Here is a 12,743-nt window from a genome sequence, read left to right on the forward strand (position 1 = left end):
CGTGTTGACTGGCTCGCAGCCAACTATACTCAGCGTGCACAGAACGGGTCCCTCCGTGGGCTCCACTGTGCTGCCGTCCGCCCGGGCGACGCGGGGGATCGTCCGGACGGGCGGCTTTGTGCTGGTCGGGGGCTTGTGAGTGGGTGATCACTCCCGGCGGTCGATCGCCGCTCCGCATGCGACCGTGCTGCGGCGGGCCGAAACTGGAGAAAAGAGACACCCCCCCTTTGGAGGCGTTCTCCGTGATGCTCGCCGCAAGCTCAACGTCCTGGCTCATGACCCTGATCGGCGTCGTAGTCGTGGTCGTCCTGCTGCTCGCCTTCTGGTATGGGCGACGCCTCGCCGCGAGACGAAACGCTCCACCGCCGCACCAGCCGCGCGAGGACTCCTGGGAGACCCCGGACAGTCAGGACCCTCCCAGTCGGCACTAGCCGCGCGCGCTCGCGAGGCGGGCCAGATGGTCGTCGAGCAGCTGGACCTGTCGTTCGGGCGGGTAGGCCGCCGGGTCGAAGAGGGACTGGACGACCAGGCCGAGGACGAACGCCTGGGCCGCCGACGCGATCTCTGCGGGGTCGCCGGGCGGCAGTTCGCCGAGCTCCTGGGCCGCGATGACCCGCTCGCGGAGTCTGTCGCGGCTCTGCGCGTATTTGCGGGCGTAGTCCGCGCTCAGCTCCGGATCCGACAGTGACGCGTCCCAGGACGAGACCCAGATCCGGTTGCTGTCGGTGGCCTCCGGGGTCAGCGGGAGGATGTCCAGGAGTGCGTCCCTGACCGAGGCCAGGCCCGCGCCCGTGGTGCGGCGCGGGCGGGCGAGTGTGCGTTCCTCGAGCAGATCGAGGGCGTACGCGACCAGCGCGCGCTTGGTCGGGAAGTAGTGCGTGAGCAGCCCCGTCGTCGCGCCCAGCTCCGCGGCCACGGCGCGCAGTGTCAGTCCGGCGAAGCCGCGGGTGGCCATGACCTGCCAGACGGCGGCGGAGACCTCGCGGCGACGGGCTTCGTGATCTCCCTTGGTACGTGGCATGGGGCCACGCTACATTGCCATAACGGCTGTTACGTAAATGGCCGTGAACGGGTGCCCCGGCAGCGTGAACCGGGTGCCTTTGGAGAGGGAGGCTTGATGTTCTCGCTGCCGTTGCGCGACGACGCCCGGCTCGCACCGCTGGAGGTCTGGCACGCGGAGGAGTTCGCCGCCCATATGGCCAGGGCCCGCGAGCACATCCGTCCCTGGGTGGGGGCCGCGTTCGTCACGGCCGATCTGGATGGTGCACGCGCGACGCTCGCCCGCTATGCCGAGCGGCAGGCCGCCGACGGCGCCCGGCTGTATGGGATCTGGAGGGAGGACGTGCTGGTGGGCGGGGTGATGTTCACGGACTTCAGCGCGGCCGCCGGATCCTGTGAGATCGGTTGCTGGCTGGAGCCGTCCGCCGAAGGGCACGGCCTGGTGACGAAGGCCTGTGTCGCCCTGCTCGACTGGGCCTTCACCATCCGCGGGCTGCACCGCGCCGAGTGGCATTGCCGCGCGGACAACGAGCGCAGCGCGGCGGTGGCCAAACGCCTCGGCATGACCTTGGAAGGCGTGCGCCGCGAGGCCTGGCCCTACGAGGGCGTCCGCTACGACAAGCAGGTGTGGGCGGTCCTCGCCACGGAGCGGGGCGGCGCACGCTGACCTCCAGAGGTGAGCCGCACTCCCTGGGATCAGCTGCCGAAGGTGTACCGCACCCCCGTCGCCCGCTCCGAGCGATCCCACAGGCCGGATGCCGTCTCCGTATCCCGGGACCGGCCGCTGGTGGTGACCCGCTGCGGGTAGCCGTTGCGCTGGAACAGGCCGTCGGGGCCGATGCAGATCCCGCCTTCGCCCCCGGGCGCCGTCGCCGCGTGGAGCAGCGGAAGGGCTCCCATCGACGGCGGTTGCGCGCGGCCGCCGGCCAGGATCTTGCCCTGGAGCGAGGTGTCCCGGCGCTGGCCCTCGGTCGCGGCGACGCCGGGGTGGGCCGCCACCGAGAGCGGGCCGTCGGCGGGCAGGCGGCGCTGGAGTTCGTAGGCGAAGAGCAGGTTGGCCAGCTTGGACTGGGCGTATGCGAGCCAGCGCTGGTAGCGGCGGTGCTCGTAATGGAGGTCGTCGAGATGGATACGGCCCAGCCGGTGGAGGCCGCTCGAGACGGTGACGATCCGGTCGCGGACGCGGTCCAGGAGCAGCCCCGTCAGGGCGAAGGGCCCCAAGTGGTTGGTGCCGATGTGCTGTTCGAAGCCGTCGGCCGTGACGGAGTACGGGACTGCCATGACGCCGGCGTTGTTGACGAGCACATCCACCGGGCGCTCCAGGGTCTCCGCGAAGGCGCGTACCGACTTCAGATCGGCGAGATCGAGGCGGTGCACCTCGGGCTCCCGCCTGTCCACGGACTGTGCCACCGCCCGGCCCCTGCGCTCGTCCCTGCAGGTGAGGATCACCTGCGCACCAGCTGCGCAGAGCGCGCGGACGACCTCGGCACCGAGGCCGCTGCTTCCTCCAGTAACGATGACAGTTCGACCGGTTTGGGCCGGTATATCGGCTGGCGTCCACCTGGTCATGGGGTGGCTCCCCTCGCGGCGGTGCGGGTTGCGGCCCAGTCTTGCCCCGCAGGGGGCGGGCGGCTACCGGCCCCGCGAAGTCACGGGTGCGCGCCCGTGACCCGCGTGCTGGGAGGTGCGCCCGAAGCGGCGCCGGGCCATGCGGACCATCAGCCATGCCGAGAGCACCCCCGGCAGACAGTGCACGGCGAGTACGCCGATCAGACTCGGTCCGCCCCAGTCGGCGGCGTACGAGGACGGGTCGCCGAAGTCGATCACGAAGGGCTCGGCGATGGCGCGGACGATCAGATAGGTGCCTGCGAGCAGGCCCAGAGCGAGAGCGATCTTGCGCATGAGGACTCCTGGTGTAGCGGCGCCTCCGACTGCGCCGACACTTCGAAGGTAGAGCCCGTGGATCATGCAAAACACCCGGTTGACCAGGAACTTTGCCTGGGGGAAAACCCCCAGGGCCGGTGGTCGGGGCCGTGGCCGGCGGGTCAGACCGACTCGAGCACGCCGCCCCGGACCGCCTCCGACCACTCGACGACAAGGCCTGCGTACTCCTTGCGCTGCTCCTCGCTCAGGCGCCCGCCGGAGCACAGCATCAGCCGCCGTATCTGCTCATTGAGCTCTTCGGCGGACCGAGTGGGGCGCGGACGCGGAGTGGAGGACATGTGAACGAGCTTAGGGGCCGGGTATGACAACGCGCTGAGAAAACTCTGTGATTTCCACCTGTACGCGGGGCGAAAAACCGGCTCTGACCTGCATAGTTGAGGAACCTGGCGCGCAAAGGGGCGGGCGTTGTGATGTTCGCCTCGCCGAGCGCGGCCAACGGGTGGGCCGCACACGCCGTCTTCATGAGGCAGGGGAGTCCGGCGGTTGCCCGCGCGGGAGTTCACCCGATTCAGACCGTCTCGGTCACATCGCTGCGGACGGCAGCCGCCCAAGCAGTCACCAAACGCTCATATTCTGCGCGCTGTTGCTCGTCCAGGCGTCCGCCCGCGCGCGTCCACAACGCGCGGATCTGCTCGTTGAGTTCGGCAGACCGCACGGAACCAGGGGTGGTTTCGCGGGGCATGCCACCACCTTAGGGCCTTGCGCGACGGGCGCCGTTGGCCCAGAGGCCGGGTGGACCCCGAGCGGCAGCTGTGGCCAAAGAGTTCTGCGGACTCAGCCCGCCGAACCGTCGACCAGGCCGAGTACGGGCAGCAGCTGACCGGGCCGCTCGTGCGCGGGCAGATGGTCCACGAAGTGCACGGCGCAGCCGAGTTGGGCCGCACCGCCGTCCGCATGGCGGTCGTCGCCGACCATCAGGGCGTCCTCGGGCGCCACCCCCAGCTGTTCGAGGGCGATGCCGAAGAGTCGCGGGTCCGGCTTCTGGATGCCGTGCTCGTACGACAGGACGTAGGTGTCGACGTACTGATCGAGGCCGTGCTCGCGGAACACCGGGCGCAGGTCCCAGCCGATGTTGCTCAGCACGCCCACGCGGATGCCGCGCTCACGCAGGCCCGCGAGGACCGCCGCCGTGTCCGGGTACGGGCCCCAGGCGGGCGGTGTCATGTGCCGGTTGTAGAGCGCGTCGTGCAGGCCGGGGTGAGGAAGGTCCACGACACCGGAGAGTCCCGTGTATGCGATGCGGTGATTGTCCGCGCTCTCGTCGCGTACGGCCCAGATGTCCCGCAGGTGGTCCGGCACCCGCGGCGATGGCGTGCCGCCGGGCAGGGCGCCGACGTACTCCAATTCCTGTGCGCACCGCCGGAATTCGGGCTCGGGAAGCACCGTCCCGGCCTCGGCGAGGACGGCTCGCAGCCAGGACTCGGTGGTCTCGATGCGCAGCAGAGTTCCGGAGAAGTCGAAGAGCACGCCCTTGATCGTCATGCGATCGATCCTCGGCCGTCACCGGAGCCGGGGTCAACCTTGGCTTCCAGGCGCCGGTACGAGCAGATGGCGATCGCCACCGTGAGCATGCCGAGCAGCCAGCCGCCGAGCACATCGCTCGGCCAGTGCACGCCGAGCCAGATCCGGGTGAGCCCGACCCCGATCACCGACACCGACGCCAGCGCGACGGCCGTCGCCCACGCCGCGCCGCGGACTCCGTACCGCCGCAGCAGCCAGAGCAGCAGCCCGCACGCGACCGTCGCCGTCATCGCGTGGCCGGAGGGGAACGCCGCGTAATGGGCGCTGTCTACGGGGTTCTGCCACTGCGGTCGGTCCTTGTCCACCAGTGCCTTGAGCGCCTGCTGGGCGAGTGTTCCGACGGTGCAGGTCACCGCGAGCAGCACGGCGAAGTGCCGCGCCCCGCGCGTCCACAGCCACACCACGACGACGGCGCAGAGCGCGCGCAGTGTCCACGGGTCCCAGACCCAGTCGGACAGCACGCGGTTGAACTGCGTCACCCCGTCCCAGGAATGCGCCCAGCGGTGCATCGTGCGGGCGAGCCCGGTGTCGAAGGAACGCAGCGGCGGCCAGGCGGCTGCTACCAGGAGGAGCAGGACGAGCGAGAGCGTGCCGAAGAGACCCGTGAGTGCGGCGGGCCTGCTGAGGCGACTGTGACGACGTGACATGGGCTTGATCCTTGCCGAGTACCCCCGTCGGGGCTAGCCCAGCGCGCTCAGTCCCGGCACGAACGCCACGAGCAGCGGAACCACCGGCACCAGGGCGCCCGCCGCCGTCAGGCGCAGCCGGCGGCCCGCGGTGAGGCGGGGCTTGGCGGACAGCAGGCGGTGGACGCGCTGCGGCACCTGGGCGTGCGCGGTGGGGCAGGGGCCGAACACCCCACGGTCCTCGTTGAGTTCGACGAGCGCGAGCGCGATGGTCAGCCGGCCGAAGCGGCGGGAGGCGACATCGTCGGCGGCCAGCTCCACCAGGCGGTGCATCTCGTCGCGGAACGCCGCGAACACCGGCACCTGCGGGAACCCGTTCGCCAGCGCCGACGAGCAGTGCAGGAGCCAGTCGTGCCGGGCCGCCGCATGCCCCTGCTCATGAGCGAGTACGGCATCCAGCTGGCGGCCCTTGAGGCGGCGCAACGCGGCCGTGGTGATGGCCAGTTGGGGCGCGGTGCCCGGCAGCCACCAGGCGTCGGGACGCTCGCCCTCGATGACCACGAGCCGGTCACTGCCCGGTTCCTCGCCCGGAAGCAGCGGTGCGCGCCGCCGCAGTTCGGTGCGGGCCGCGCGGCGGCGGGCGCGGGCGCGCAGCACCTCGCGGGTCAGCATCGCGCCCGACCACAGGCCGCCGCAGGCCAGTACGACGGCGACGGTGGCGGCCCAGGGGCCGCCCGCTCCCAGCGCGTACGCCTCGACGACGCCGTGCGGAGCGGGAGCGAAGACCTGTCCTCGTACCTGATGCCAGGCCCCTGCGGCGCTGAGCAGCATGGACAGCAGACAGCACAGCAGCACTGCCGCGATCACGCACTGCCACATCCACAGCGCCACGACGGGTTCGCGTTCGGGCCATTTGGCGCGGGCGAGCAGTCGCGGTGCCAGGACGGCGGTCAGGGCGCCGAGCAGCAGCAGGGCGGCAGGGACCATCATGCTGTCCACCCTAGGAGGACCGGCTACCAGGCGGTACGGGCCGCACGGGCAAGTGACGGACGCCACGAACCGTATGCCGGAAAGGTCCGTAACATCCGTCCGGCCGGCCTCTCACGTGGACGTCCGCATCGCCTGATGCGGACGTCACATGGTGAGCAGCATCGCGAACATGGCGATCCCCATCGACAGCCGGCACGCCATCGCCAGCTCGGTCCGGTCGCCCCAGCCCGTCACCGTGATCGTCACAGGCGCCGGTGACGGCAACGGTGCTCCGGCGGTCGCGGTCGGCATCAGCCGCAGACCCGAGCGCAGCACGTACGCGGCGTAGTAGACGAGCAGCGTGCCGGTCAGGAGCGGCACACCTGCCGAACCGTGGTGCCCGCCTCCGGAGGCCCCTGGGGAGGCCATCGCCAAGGACATGTAGACCATCGCCAGCGCGCCGACCATGTGGTGCAGATGGTGGGCCGACCGGCGAGCGCGCAGCACCTCGTACGCGGCTGCCACACCGAACACGGCGATGTACGCCCACCACAGGGCGGCAGGCGGAGTGAGCGCCGCGGCGGGCACCGCCATCAGCGCCATCGCGAAGCCCATGAGCGCCTCGCCGCCCGCGCCCGTACGCTGCTCGGACAGTGAACTGCGCATCCGCAGCAGGCAGTACGCCCCCATCGCCAGACATAACGCCACGAGCAGCCAGCCTGCCGGCGCAGGTCCGTGCACCGCGCACCTCCCCGTTCGACGGTGTCCTGAGGTCGATGCCCGCAGTCGTGGGGTCGTACGCGGCGCACGGGTGTACACAGGGGAGCGCAATGGGGGAGCCCTGCGTCCGGGGCGTGGGTCTGAGCGGTGGTGGGGACGGATGTCTTCGGCTTTGCTGGTCGTGGCGATGGGGGCGGCGCTCGTGGTCTTCGGCGTGCTCTGGCGGGGGAGTGTCCGCCGTCCGATCTCGCCACGGCGTGCGAGGGAGGCGCAGGAACGTCTCTTCGCCCAACGCCTGCGCAGAGCGGCCGATATGGCCATAGCGGCGGCCCGGCGCCAGGCGGCTCCGGACGAACCGGCCATCATCCGCGTCGAGGACGTCATCCGCGTCATGTCCGCCCAGTTCGGCCACCACCCCGTGCCGAGGGACCAGGCGGCGGCCGCCCTGCGGGAACGCTTCGAGGCGGGCGCCTGCCGCACGGACTGCCTGACGGACGCATTCGACTGACGGCGAGCAACTCGCCGGTGGTCGCGGCGTATTCCGGCATCACGGTGGTGCCGGTCAAGTGCGCAGGCGAGCCACAAGGGTTGGACAGCGGCCAAGGGCACGAGCAGGGCAGCACCGACACGCGCTGGTCTCGAGCCTTCGCGGGAGAGCGTGCGCCGCTCTCATGAACCTCCGGTCCGCTGGGCCGGGGCGGTTGCCGAGCAATCGTCGGTACGGAAGCTCAAGCTGTTCACCACGCCGATCACACCGTCGAGGCGCCAGGCAGAGTAAAGGATCTCAGCGACGTGACTGCGCAGTTCGACCTGCCCTTCGAGGGTGACGACACCGTCGCGGACCACTACGTGGACGGCGTCGGCCGGCAACCGCATTGCCGCGATGACGATGTCCTCGGTCACTTGGCGCCTGATGTCCTCGTCCGAGCGCAGGAAGACCCGGAGCAGGTCGCGGCGGGTGGCGATGCCGATGAGGCGATCGGCCTCGTCCACCACCGGCAGCCGCTCGATGCCGCGGCGCTCCATGAGCCGTGCCGCGTCCGGCACGGTCTGCTCGGGGTGCACGGTGATCGCAGGGCTCGTCATCACGTCCCGTGCGGTCACGGCCCGTGGCGGCGTACGGGCTTCGCGCTGCGCCTGGGCACGTATCAGGTCACTGCCGGACAGGACGCCCAGGACCTTGTCGTCGGCGTCGACCACCGGCATTCCGCTGATCCGGTGGTGGTCGAGCAGCCGTACGACCTCCTTGAACGGTGTGGTGCTGCGGGCCTGCACCACGTCAGTGGTCATGACTTCCCCGACGATGCGAACGTTCATGGTGATTCTCCCTCACAAGCGCGGCGGAGAGGCCGGACCCGGATAAGGTCCTCGGCTCCCCGCCAGGTGGAGCAGGCGGTGCACGGTGCACTCGATGCGAGCGCGTGGACAGTCGCGGACCCGGCCGGCCCGCACCCGCACGCCGGTCGTGGTTCCGCGGTCGTCGAAGTGCTCGACCGTCGTACCCCTGTTGATCGTTGTGCGACGCGTCAACGCTGCGGCGGCTTCCGTCCGCTGTCCCAGAGGCGGTCGGCCCCCGTTGGGAGGGGCTCTTGGCACAAGGTCTCGGGCTCAGGGGCTGTGTCCTCATCTGCTGCCGCCCCCTTCGGCTTCGGCCTTCTGCAGTCGGCGCTTGACGGTTCCAGCGTCGGGCCGCAACCTGCCGGAGACGAGGTGCCGGCCGTCCCCGGCAGGGGGCCGGTCGGGCCCCGTTCACGGTGTTGCTTACGGGGTGCGATCACGGTGTCCGCACGGGCGCGCACTGTGTCGGACGGTGATCGAGGGGCGCGGACGGCTGGTGAGGCGTCCCGTGGGTACTCGCGCGACCCGGCATGCCCTTTTTGGACCCGAACAGGACGGGGCCGCTCCGCGCCCGCGGACCGACGGGGCCGCTCCGCGCCCGCGGACTCGTGGGGCACGGAGCGGAACAAAGATCAGGGCCGACCGGCCCTGGACCTTGGTCATGCTGAGGAGAAATGATCCTGACATTGCACGAGGCGCGAGGAGTGACCGATGGCGCACAGTGAGCAGGGGGGCCGCGCGGGGGGCCCTATCAAGGTGTTCCTGCTGGACGACCACGAGGTGGTCCGCAGAGGAGTGCACGACCTGCTGGACGACGAACCGGACATCACGGTGGTCGGCGAAGCCGCGACGGCGGAGCAGGCACTGGTGCGGTGCCCTGCCCTGCGCCCCGACGTGGCGGTCCTGGACGTACGTCTGCCCGACGGCGACGGAGTGACGGTCTGCCGTGAGCTGCGCTCGCAGATGCCGGACCTGGCCTGCCTGATGCTGACCTCCTTCGACGACGAGGAGGCACTGTTGGACTCGATCATGGCCGGCGCGGCCGGATACGTCCTCAAGCAGATCCAGGGTTCGGACCTGGTCTCCGCCGTGCAGACCGTGGCCCGCGGCCAGTCGTTGCTGGATGCGGCCGCCACGACGAAACTGATGGCCCGGCTGCGAGGCGCACAGGAGACTGCCGAGGAGCCGGATCTGCTGCCGGGTCTCACGGACCGGGAACGCGAAATCCTCGACCTGATCGGTGAAGGGCTCACCAATCGGCAGATCGGCCAGCGGATGTACCTCGCGGAGAAGACGGTCAAGAACCACATCTCCCGGCTGCTCGCCAAGCTGGGCGTGGAGCGCCGCATCCAGGCCGCCGTCATCGCCACGCAGGCACGCGACCGGAGGGAAGCCGAAGGCCGTTAGAGCCTCGGCGCGACTGCCGCCACCACAAGCGGCCTGCCTTTTCCCCGAGACCATTGGTCCCACAGTCCGCCCCCGCCCGGCCCATGTCCGCGGCCGCACCGCGGCCACAGGCCGAGGGTGATCCCGGGAACGCCGCCGGGCATCGCCGCTTCCAGGGGAGGACGACAGACATGACCATACGGGTGGGCATCAACGGCTTCGGCCGCATCGGCCGGAACTACCTGCGGTGCGTGCTGGAACGCACAGGTGACGCCGCGTCGGTGGAAGTGGTGGCGATCAACGATGTCGCCACTCCTGCGACGCTGGCGCACCTGCTTGCGTACGACTCGACGTGCGGGCGGTTCCCGCGTCCGGTCACACACGATGAGTCCTCGCTGACGGTGGACGGCCATCGCATGGAGGTGACCGCCGAACGTGACCCTGCCGCCCTTGCCTGGGGCCGGCACTGCGTGGACGTGGTGATCGAGGCAACCGGGCGCTTCCGTACCCAGGAGCAGGCCGGACTGCACCTGGCGGCCGGTGCGCGCAAAGTGCTGCTGTCGGTGCCGGGCAAGGACGTCGACGCCACGCTGGTGATGGGGGTCAACGAGGGTACGTACGACCCGGACCGGCATCACGTCATCTCCAACGCATCGTGCACGACCAACTGCGTGGCTCCCATGGTCAAGGTCCTCGACGACCACTTCGGCCTCGTCAAGGGGCTGATGACGACGATCCACGGCTACACCAATGACCAAGTGGTCCTGGACGGCCCGCACAAGGACCTGCGGCGGGGCCGTTCGGCGGCGGTCAACATCATCCCCACCAGCACCGGTGCCGCCCGCGCCGTGGGGCTTGTCCTCCCGGAACTGGCGGGCACGCTGGACGGCAGCGCGGTCCGCGTTCCGGTGGAGGACGGCTCGCTGATCGACTTGACCGTCGTGCTCGACCGGGCCGTGAGCGCGGAGGAGGTCAACGCGGCCTATCGTGAGGCCGCCGAAGGACCGCTCAAGGGCGTGCTCAGGGTGTCCGAAGCGCCGATCGTCTCCCGCGACGTGGTCGGCGACGCCGCCTCGTGTGTCCTGGACGCACCGCTCACCCAGGCCCACGGGGAACTGGTCAAGGTTTTCGGCTGGTACGACAACGAGTGGGGCTACACCAACCGCCTCCTGGACCTCACCCAGTACGTGGCGGCCCGACTGCCGCGGATGTGATCGTTCGGCCGGATCGCGCCGCGGGAGCGGCGCCATGTCGTCGGCCTGCCCGGGCAGTTACCGTGGTGGTACAACGGTTCGACAGCTGCCCGGGCAGGGCTTTGGAGGGTCAGCGTTGGGAAGCGCCGAAGGAGCCCGTGAAGCGCGGGTGCGACTGCCGCAACTACGGCTGGACGAATTGCTGGAGGAGCTGCAGGCCCGACTGGACGCGGCGCGTGTCACCCAGGACCGGGTGCACAGCCTCCTGGAAGCCGTGCTCTCTGTCGGCCGGAAGCTGGACCTGGAACAGGCGTTGTACAGCATCGTGGAGGCCGCGGCGTCGTTGGTCGACGCCGAGTACGCGGCGCTCGGCGTCATCGGCCCCGACGGGCGGCGGCTGTCGGCCTTCCATACCGTTGGCGTGGACGAGGAACAGATCGCGCGAATCGGACCCTATCCGGAGGGGCACGGCATCCTGGGCGAGCTGATCCGTCATCCGGAGCCGCTGCGCCTGGCCATGCTTTCCGAGCATCCTGCCTCCTTCGGTTTCCCCGCCCACCACCCACCGATGAACACCTTCCTGGGCGTCCCCATCCGCGTGCGGGACCAGGTCTTCGGCAACCTGTACCTGACGGAGAAGCGCGGCGGGCAGCAGTTCGACGAGGACGACGAGTCCGTGCTGGCGACGCTTGCCGTGGCGGCCGGGGTGACGATCGACAACGCCCGCCTCTACGAGGAGTCCCGGCTGAGAGAGCGGTGGCTTCAGGTGAACGCGGAGGTCACCCACACATTGATGTCCGGTGGCGACCACAGTGGGGTGTTGCCGCTCATCGCCGAACGGGCCAGGGAGATCACCGGGTCCGCCCTGAGCGTGATGGCCATGCCGCTGAGCGGCACGGACACGCTCGCGGTGGAACTCGCCATCGGCCCGCAGGCCGATCTGTGGCGCGGGGCCGTGCTCCCGGTAGAGGGCACACTCATCGGACAGGCGTTTCTCAGGCGGGTCCCCGTCAGCAGCCCCGATGTCTCCCGGGACGACCGGCTCACGGCGGGCCCGTCGCGCTTCGAGGGTCTCGGGCCTGCGGTCGCCGTACCCATTGGTTCGGGTGAGCGGGCCCGTGGTGTGGTGCTGCTGGTCCGGGAGTCGGGCGGTCACGAGTTCTCCGCGAAGGAGACCGAGCCGCTCCAGGTCTTCGCCGCACAGGCGGCCGTCGCCATGGAGTTGGCCGAACGCCGGGAGGACGCGGAACAGATCGTGCTTCTGGAGGACCGCGACCGGATCGCACGCGATCTGCACGACTTGGCCATCCAGCGGCTTTTCGCCACCGGCATGACGCTGCAGAGTGCCGGCCGGCGCGTGCAGGACGACCTGGCTTCCGAGCGGATCCTGCGGGCCGTGGACGACCTCGACGAAACCATCAAGATCATCAGGTCCACCATTTTCGGCTTGCGCTCCCGTGACGACGATGCGGCGCCCGGTCTGAGGTCCCGCGTGGTACGCGGGATCGGCGAGGCCGCTCCGCTGCTCGGCTTCGCACCCAGCATCCGTATGGAGGGCCTGCTCGACACGCATGTGCCCAGGCAGATCGCCGACCAGGTCATGGCCGTCCTCACCGAAGCCCTGACCAATATCGCCCGCCACGCCGGCGCCGACCGTGCAGACGTCGCCCTGGAGACGGACGGCAAGCAGGTCAGTCTGACAGTCACCGACAACGGCGTGGGGATTCCGGCAGGATGCCGCCGCAGCGGCCTCGCCAACATGGCCGAACGGGCGCGGCAGTTCGGCGGTGACATGGAGTTGCGGAGTCCGGGAGGAAGCGGGACGCGGCTCGTGTGGTATGTCCCGTTGGAGCAGTCCTCGGACACGGCTTGAAGGGCCAGGTGCCTCACCGTGTACGGATTGACGGGTAACTCCGGGCAGTGAGCGCCCGTTCCGGCTGCACCTGCGACAGGCGACGGCCGTGGACTCCCCCCCCCATTACCTTTTTCGTAGCCCCGCAACGGGGTTACCGGCCTTCGGAGTTGGCATGACTACCTCCCCTTGTCG

16 protein-coding genes are annotated in these 12,743 nt (G+C 70.1%); 6 read left to right on the forward strand and 10 right to left on the reverse strand.

Annotation, left to right across the window (positions count from 1 at the left end):
- Nucleotides 1-275 precede the first annotated feature (275 nt).
- Entirely contained in the window at nucleotides 276-431 is a 156-nt protein-coding gene (locus H9Y04_RS33950) for a DUF6479 family protein (RefSeq protein ID WP_187817981.1), read from the forward strand.
- Here H9Y04_RS33950 and H9Y04_RS33955 read toward each other — a convergent pair.
- Complete coding sequence (locus H9Y04_RS33955) at nucleotides 428-1,021, reverse strand: TetR/AcrR family transcriptional regulator (RefSeq protein ID WP_187817982.1); 594 nt, start codon at nucleotides 1,019-1,021, stop codon at nucleotides 428-430. The genes H9Y04_RS33950 and H9Y04_RS33955 overlap by 4 nt on opposite strands.
- Before the next feature lie 96 nt (nucleotides 1,022-1,117).
- On the opposite strand from H9Y04_RS33955, the gene H9Y04_RS33960 reads away from it, so the two are divergent.
- The gene (locus H9Y04_RS33960) at nucleotides 1,118-1,666 is read left to right on the forward strand and encodes a GNAT family N-acetyltransferase (RefSeq protein ID WP_187817983.1); all 549 of its coding nucleotides are present in this window, start codon (nucleotides 1,118-1,120) and stop codon (nucleotides 1,664-1,666) included.
- Nucleotides 1,667-1,695: 29 nt separating this feature from the next.
- On the opposite strand, the gene H9Y04_RS33965 is transcribed toward H9Y04_RS33960, so the two are convergent.
- The 8 genes from H9Y04_RS33965 to H9Y04_RS34000 all read right to left on the reverse strand — a co-directional run bounded on the left by H9Y04_RS33965 (nucleotide 1,696) and on the right by H9Y04_RS34000 (nucleotide 6,800).
- A complete protein-coding gene (locus H9Y04_RS33965) occupies nucleotides 1,696-2,568 on the reverse strand; it encodes an oxidoreductase (RefSeq protein WP_187817984.1) in 873 nt (290 codons plus the stop codon).
- A gap of 63 nt (nucleotides 2,569-2,631) precedes the next feature.
- A complete protein-coding gene (locus H9Y04_RS33970; protein WP_187818013.1) occupies nucleotides 2,632-2,901 on the reverse strand; it encodes a hypothetical protein in 270 nt (89 codons plus the stop codon).
- A 143-nt stretch (nucleotides 2,902-3,044) separates the two neighbouring features.
- Nucleotides 3,045-3,221, reverse strand: coding sequence for a hypothetical protein (locus H9Y04_RS33975; protein WP_187817985.1), 177 nt, complete (start codon nucleotides 3,219-3,221; stop codon nucleotides 3,045-3,047).
- A gap of 230 nt (nucleotides 3,222-3,451) precedes the next feature.
- On the reverse strand, nucleotides 3,452-3,625 hold the full coding sequence (locus tag H9Y04_RS33980) for a hypothetical protein (protein ID WP_187817986.1): 174 nt from the start codon (nucleotides 3,623-3,625) through the stop codon (nucleotides 3,452-3,454).
- Nucleotides 3,626-3,717: 92 nt separating this feature from the next.
- Entirely contained in the window at nucleotides 3,718-4,425 is a 708-nt protein-coding gene (locus H9Y04_RS33985) for an HAD family hydrolase (protein WP_187817987.1), read from the reverse strand.
- Nucleotides 4,422-5,111, reverse strand: a complete 690-nt coding sequence (locus tag H9Y04_RS33990; RefSeq protein WP_187817988.1) for a phosphatase PAP2 family protein — start codon at nucleotides 5,109-5,111, stop codon at nucleotides 4,422-4,424. Before H9Y04_RS33990 ends, H9Y04_RS33985 begins: the two co-directional genes overlap by 4 nt.
- A 33-nt stretch (nucleotides 5,112-5,144) precedes the next feature.
- On the reverse strand, nucleotides 5,145-6,080 hold the full coding sequence (locus tag H9Y04_RS33995; protein WP_187817989.1) for a M56 family metallopeptidase: 936 nt from the start codon (nucleotides 6,078-6,080) through the stop codon (nucleotides 5,145-5,147).
- Between the two features lie 144 nt (nucleotides 6,081-6,224).
- Nucleotides 6,225-6,800 carry a DUF5134 domain-containing protein gene (locus H9Y04_RS34000; RefSeq protein ID WP_308801455.1) on the reverse strand — a complete coding sequence of 192 codons (576 nt, stop codon included), beginning with the start codon at nucleotides 6,798-6,800 and terminating at the stop codon, nucleotides 6,225-6,227.
- Between the two features lie 139 nt (nucleotides 6,801-6,939).
- Between H9Y04_RS34000 and H9Y04_RS34005 the strand changes: the two genes are divergently transcribed.
- A complete protein-coding gene (locus H9Y04_RS34005) occupies nucleotides 6,940-7,287 on the forward strand; it encodes a hypothetical protein (RefSeq protein WP_187817990.1) in 348 nt (115 codons plus the stop codon).
- 161 nt (nucleotides 7,288-7,448) lie between these two features.
- On the opposite strand, the gene H9Y04_RS34010 is transcribed toward H9Y04_RS34005, so the two are convergent.
- Nucleotides 7,449-8,096, reverse strand: coding sequence for a CBS domain-containing protein (locus H9Y04_RS34010; protein ID WP_187817991.1), 648 nt, complete (start codon nucleotides 8,094-8,096; stop codon nucleotides 7,449-7,451).
- 732 nt (nucleotides 8,097-8,828) lie between these two features.
- On the opposite strand from H9Y04_RS34010, the gene H9Y04_RS34015 reads away from it, so the two are divergent.
- The 3 genes from H9Y04_RS34015 to H9Y04_RS34025 all read left to right on the forward strand — a co-directional run bounded on the left by H9Y04_RS34015 (nucleotide 8,829) and on the right by H9Y04_RS34025 (nucleotide 12,569).
- Nucleotides 8,829-9,524 carry a response regulator gene (locus H9Y04_RS34015; protein WP_187817992.1) on the forward strand — a complete coding sequence of 232 codons (696 nt, stop codon included), beginning with the start codon at nucleotides 8,829-8,831 and terminating at the stop codon, nucleotides 9,522-9,524.
- Nucleotides 9,525-9,694: 170 nt separating this feature from the next.
- Entirely contained in the window at nucleotides 9,695-10,717 is a 1,023-nt protein-coding gene (gene gap / locus H9Y04_RS34020; protein WP_187817993.1) for a type I glyceraldehyde-3-phosphate dehydrogenase, read from the forward strand.
- Between the two features lie 115 nt (nucleotides 10,718-10,832).
- A complete protein-coding gene (locus H9Y04_RS34025; protein ID WP_187817994.1) occupies nucleotides 10,833-12,569 on the forward strand; it encodes a sensor histidine kinase in 1,737 nt (578 codons plus the stop codon).
- Nucleotides 12,570-12,743: the final 174 nt, after the last annotated feature.

The organism is Streptomyces polyasparticus (assembly GCF_014493765.1).
GTDB lineage: Bacteria > Actinomycetota > Actinomycetes > Streptomycetales > Streptomycetaceae > Streptomyces > Streptomyces polyasparticus.

Excerpts from the sequence above, each read along its gene's own strand:
- H9Y04_RS33975 (WP_187817985.1), bottom strand. The coding sequence starts at position 3,221 with ATGTCCTCCACTCCGCGTCCGCGCCCCACTCGGTCCGCCGAAGAGCTC.
- H9Y04_RS33995 (WP_187817989.1), bottom strand. The coding sequence starts at position 6,080 with ATGATGGTCCCTGCCGCCCTGCTGCTGCTCGGCGCCCTGACCGCCGTC.
- H9Y04_RS33985 (WP_187817987.1), bottom strand. The coding sequence starts at position 4,425 with ATGACGATCAAGGGCGTGCTCTTCGACTTCTCCGGAACTCTGCTGCGC.
- H9Y04_RS34005 (WP_187817990.1), top strand. The coding sequence starts at position 6,940 with ATGTCTTCGGCTTTGCTGGTCGTGGCGATGGGGGCGGCGCTCGTGGTC.
- H9Y04_RS34010 (WP_187817991.1), bottom strand. The coding sequence starts at position 8,096 with ATGAACGTTCGCATCGTCGGGGAAGTCATGACCACTGACGTGGTGCAG.
- H9Y04_RS33950 (WP_187817981.1), top strand. The coding sequence starts at position 276 with ATGACCCTGATCGGCGTCGTAGTCGTGGTCGTCCTGCTGCTCGCCTTC.
- H9Y04_RS34015 (WP_187817992.1), top strand. The coding sequence starts at position 8,829 with ATGGCGCACAGTGAGCAGGGGGGCCGCGCGGGGGGCCCTATCAAGGTG.
- H9Y04_RS33970 (WP_187818013.1), bottom strand. The coding sequence starts at position 2,901 with ATGCGCAAGATCGCTCTCGCTCTGGGCCTGCTCGCAGGCACCTATCTG.
- H9Y04_RS33960 (WP_187817983.1), top strand. The coding sequence starts at position 1,118 with ATGTTCTCGCTGCCGTTGCGCGACGACGCCCGGCTCGCACCGCTGGAG.
- H9Y04_RS33990 (WP_187817988.1), bottom strand. The coding sequence starts at position 5,111 with ATGTCACGTCGTCACAGTCGCCTCAGCAGGCCCGCCGCACTCACGGGT.
- H9Y04_RS33980 (WP_187817986.1), bottom strand. The coding sequence starts at position 3,625 with ATGCCCCGCGAAACCACCCCTGGTTCCGTGCGGTCTGCCGAACTCAAC.
- H9Y04_RS33955 (WP_187817982.1), bottom strand. The coding sequence starts at position 1,021 with ATGCCACGTACCAAGGGAGATCACGAAGCCCGTCGCCGCGAGGTCTCC.
- H9Y04_RS33965 (WP_187817984.1), bottom strand. The coding sequence starts at position 2,568 with ATGACCAGGTGGACGCCAGCCGATATACCGGCCCAAACCGGTCGAACT.
- gap (WP_187817993.1), top strand. The coding sequence starts at position 9,695 with ATGACCATACGGGTGGGCATCAACGGCTTCGGCCGCATCGGCCGGAAC.